The sequence below is a fragment of the Microcystis sp. LE19-10.1B genome (assembly GCF_027530565.1).
Lineage (GTDB): Bacteria > Cyanobacteriota > Cyanobacteriia > Cyanobacteriales > Microcystaceae > Microcystis > Microcystis aeruginosa.
In genome coordinates this window covers 1-4454 of the sequence record NZ_JAPZQM010000177.1, presented here as the reverse complement: position 1 = coordinate 4454, position 4454 = coordinate 1, and the positions used below count along the sequence as shown (strand labels likewise).

At 39.7% G+C, this 4454-nt stretch carries 3 protein-coding genes; 2 read left to right on the top strand and 1 reads right to left on the bottom strand.

Annotation, left to right across the window (positions count from 1 at the left end):
• Positions 1-1276 precede the first annotated feature (1276 nt).
• Positions 1277-2173, top strand: a complete 897-nt coding sequence (locus O9332_RS06280; protein WP_288024303.1) for a Tll0287-like domain-containing protein — start codon at positions 1277-1279, stop codon at positions 2171-2173.
• Between the two features lie 18 nt (positions 2174-2191).
• Here O9332_RS06280 and O9332_RS06275 read toward each other — a convergent pair whose 3' ends face one another.
• On the bottom strand, positions 2192-3328 hold the full coding sequence (locus tag O9332_RS06275; RefSeq protein ID WP_002757091.1) for a toll/interleukin-1 receptor domain-containing protein: 1137 nt from the start codon (positions 3326-3328) through the stop codon (positions 2192-2194).
• Between the two features lie 497 nt (positions 3329-3825).
• On the opposite strand from O9332_RS06275, the gene O9332_RS06270 reads away from it, so the two are divergent.
• On the top strand, positions 3826-4098 hold the full coding sequence (locus tag O9332_RS06270) for a hypothetical protein (protein ID WP_002757090.1): 273 nt from the start codon (positions 3826-3828) through the stop codon (positions 4096-4098).
• Positions 4099-4454: the final 356 nt, after the last annotated feature.

Sequence of the window (4454 nt, the reverse complement as noted above, 5' to 3'; positions counted from 1 at the left end):
TCCACTCTGACCCAGAACCCTGTTTCTCTTCTAAGAACGCTCTCTCCGATTACTATGACCGAATATGGTTTTCCCGTGTTCACTCTTTGCTCTGTCGTCCTTGACCTGCTACCCCTGACACAAGATGTGTCAGGCACTCAGGTTCTATAGTTCCATATCTCTGGACAAAAATTTTCAAATTTATAAAAGTTGATCTAAATTCCGTGATTACTATCTATCAATTAAAGCCAGCTTTTCAAAAGATATTGAGTCCGCTAGTCAAGCAACTAGCGAAACAAGGAATCACGGCGAATCAAATTACCACATCTGCTGCTGTCTTATCACTGGACTTCCCCCATACAGAAATACTAAAAAATTAACAAAACCCTTACTGCAGGTCGCTTCTCAGAAAAAATTGAAAAGAGGCTACTGGGTACATTTTCCCTTTGAAAATGGCTGTACCGTTGACTGTATCTGGAGTAGAGCGATTCCGTAGAGTTGGCTGTATAGTGATCGCTAACCTTATTGTAACAGATGGTGTCATTAATCTCTAGAGTCAGCGATTCCCTCTGTAGCCATGTTTTTGATGGTTTTCTGCCCCGAAACAAGCTATAATGGTCGAAAGGTCAAATTTGAAAATTTTTGCCTCAAACCCTATCTGCGTAAGGACTTCAGGATTTTGTGTCCAGTAGTCCATTAGTGTTATATTGCTTTAACTCAGGCTCTGTAAGACTTTTAGCCATAGCTAGTATGTTTATACGGGGGAAGTCCAGATTTACATACATTTTCAGACAGATACGCTTAACATCATCCCTGCTATTTTGCCTTCTCATCTCTTTATCTGACAACGCCGAGGTAGACCGAGTGAAGGATTTAATCAACCATCGACTCCAAAAATCCCTTGACTATCGCATCCCATCTGAGGTATTCTTCAATCAGTCATGTACTGGTGTACTTCAAACTTGAATTAGCCCTTCTTCTTGAAGAGTGGCGATCATATATGGCTCTTCGGTTTGTGTTATGCAATGGACGGGGGTTATAAGGGATGTAACCCTTATATAGAAAGGCATTTAGCGATTTTTGTCAATTGTTTTTGCTCTAGAGCGAACTAATCAATTAAGTCTTTTGCCAGATAAGGATTTAGTCGATTTATGCCCCCCTATCGAACCATAACAAGTAACGAAGAGCCTCATATATTAACAAACACCAACGCAAATTAGAGACCAAGATCAAAACAATGAAAATCTTTAAGTTAATCCCGGAAGATTGGAATCTAAGCAAGAGACTGACCACTCTAATGCTGACAATTTTTTTGGGAGGGATTATTGTCAGCAGTGTTGTCTTTTATAGTATTGTCCTTAACACAGTGGAGAATGAAATGAACACACGCGCTAATCTTCTAATCTCAACTATGGACGCTGTTCGCAAGTACAACCAAGACAGAGTTACTCCCCTGCTACAGAAGCAAGCACCAGAACAACTTTTATCAGAGACTATTCCTTCCTACGCTGTACGTCAAGTATTTGATATTTTTACTACATCCTATAAATCTCATTATGGAGAATATACATATAAAGATGCTATGATTAACCCAACTAATATCAAGGATAAAGCAACAGAAGAAGAGATAAAGATTATAGATCAATTAACTCAGCAAGATCAATTGGGAGAAAAAAATATATCGCAAGGTTTTCTGTTGATCAATGGGCAAAAAAACTTTTATGCTGCTCGTCCTATTAAAATCACTCAAGTTAGCTGCTTAAGCTGTCATAGTAGTCTAGAAAAGTCTCCTCAATCATTACAGGTTTTATATAAACAAGGTATATATCAAGCCAATCAGGGATTTGGCTGGGAATTAAACAAAGTTATCGGGACTAAGATTATTTACGTTCCTGCTGATCAAGTTTATAAAAATGCCAATCAACGTTTTCTTCTCGTCATAGGAGTTTTTACTGGGATTTTTGCGATAGCTATATTCCTGGTAAACCTCTGGCTGAAACAGTATGTTGTCCGACCAATTAATCGAATAACTAAAGTTGCAGAAGCAGTCAGTTTAGGCGATATGGATGCTAATTTCGATAAACAATATAACGACGAAGTAGGTCGTTTAGTTGACGCTTTTACGCGCATGAAAACCAGCTTAGAAATTGCCATCAAAAGGCTGAACAATAAAGGCAATCGCAGTTGTGAATAAATTAAACTAATTCATTTGTTATAATAGATTTTGTTTAAATTCTTTTGCCTTTTCAGGATTGGTAATTTCGCCAGATAGTAACTCAACCAGTTGTGGTCGTTCTATTTGTGAATGTTCAGCAAGAATATCTGCCATAATAAACTGTGCCATTGGTCCGATATAACGAGCGAGTTCTCGTTGACAACGCTCTAAAAATATTGGATCGATAGCAGCAGATATTGCGGCAGATATTACAGTTTTTGGTTGAAGTTGGGAAGGGTTTTCACTGCTATTTAAAAAAGCCTCTGGTTGTGGATGTATCTGAGACTCTTCTGCTTTTACTTGCTCTCGACTTTCCACTGTTACCTGAGCAAGAATCCATTGTTCAATTTGCTCGGCATCCTCATGTTTAATCCCTAAATCTCTTTGGCGAAGCTTCAAATCCGCTTTAGTTTTATCACTAACAGGATATTCTTTTTGAATTACCTTCAGAAAAGTTTTCTCGTATTTTTGTAGATGTTCTTTATACTTTTTGTAAGGCTCAAAAGCACGGTTTTGTAATTCTTCAGCCTCTTCAGAAGTCAATTTCAACTCTTCTCGAAGTTCATCTAGCGTATCTTGTGCTGGAATAGAAATTTCTCCATTAGAAGATAAAATCTCCTCAACTTTCTTAAGATATTGATCTTGTGCAGCTTTTTTCTCTTTAAATTTTTGCTGGCGCTGCTCAAACAGACGTTCGGCGACGAGACGAATCCCTTGAATTACGTCCAAAAAAGCTTCGTTTTCATTATTCCAAGTTGTGATCGGCTTGGCATCTTTGGGAAAAGCTTGGTATTTACTAACAGCAAGCCATTTCCAGTCGCAGGGTTCTAGGATAATAGGTACTATTATCGCCTCACCAGCATCATGCTGTTTAATTGCCTGTTCCATTTCAATTTCAGAGCAGTAATTTGAGTAAATAAAATCAGGACTAATCAACAGCAAGATAATGTCAGCTTGGTTCAGGTTCTCATCAATTTTGTTGGCCCATTCCATCCCAGCTTCAAGCTTGCGATCGTGCCAGGAATCAATCACTTTTTGCCGCTTCAGCGAAGCTAAGTGTTTATCTAAATGCTGTCTGAGCGCCTCGTCTCTGTGGGAATAAGAAATAAAAAGCTTAACTGATGTACTTTCCATTTTGTAATCACTCCAAAATTATGTATCTTAGCTGAACAACCACAAAGGCACAAAGTACACAAAGATGAGTTTTTTACTATTACTACTCTAAGCTACTTTATTGATCGCTGCCACCTAGGGATAACCGTGGGCTGAGATGAACTCTTGAGCAACTCTTCATATAGCCCAGAGAGTTTATATTTCCGGGCCCGGTTCGAGGGATCGACAATTGCCAAAAATCGACTTTTTACCCATTCCTGACAGATTTGAGCGCTAATGCGCGGCTTAAAACCAAACATCTCGCCAATCTGCTTGCTGGTGGGTAGCCGTAGGGTGCGTTCGCTAATGCAAGTCCTACTGCTCCACTGATCGATTTTTGGGGAACGCACCATGCCCATTGATTGAAGCTGTGGTCTAAATGCGATGCCGCTCTGGTGGGCCCAGTTGGGGAATGTTAGCGAAGATTCCCGATGTTTAGGTTAAAATAGAGGGGCAAAAGTTGCAACAAGATCAATCCTATGACAGTCCGACAACCCCGCTATAGCAAAGAAGAATTTGCCCAGCGTGGCGATCTGATTTATCAAACTCAAATACGTCCACAAGTCGAATTGGGTAATCAGGGCAAAATTGTAGCAATTGACCTTGAAACTGGCGACTTTGAAATTGATGCGCGTGAAATATCTGCTTGCAATAGACTCGAAGCCCGTCACCCAGATGCTCAAATCTGGATTGTTCGAGTCGGTTCTCGCTATGTTCGCCGATTTGGTGGACGGACAAAGAGATTAGTATGATCGCCGGAATCGTTAACGCGGATTTTGAGGCGATTATTTCACTTTCGATCTTGTGACTCTGAAGGAAATATTTACGCGCAAGATGCGATCGTTGATACAGGTTTTAATGGTTGGCTTTCATTGCCACCAGACCTAATCGATCAGCTAAACCTGAAATGGAAAAGACGAGGACGTGCTATTCTTGGTGATGGTAGCGAATGCGTTTTTAATGTCTATAGATCTCTTGCATAAGTCTAGACAAAATAGGATAAAATAGTCCAAGAGTTAAGATTGAAAGATGACTTACGAACAAGTAAAAACTTTAAAGCCAACAGAGTTCAAACGCTTGTGTGGCGTGTATCCAGATACATTTAAGG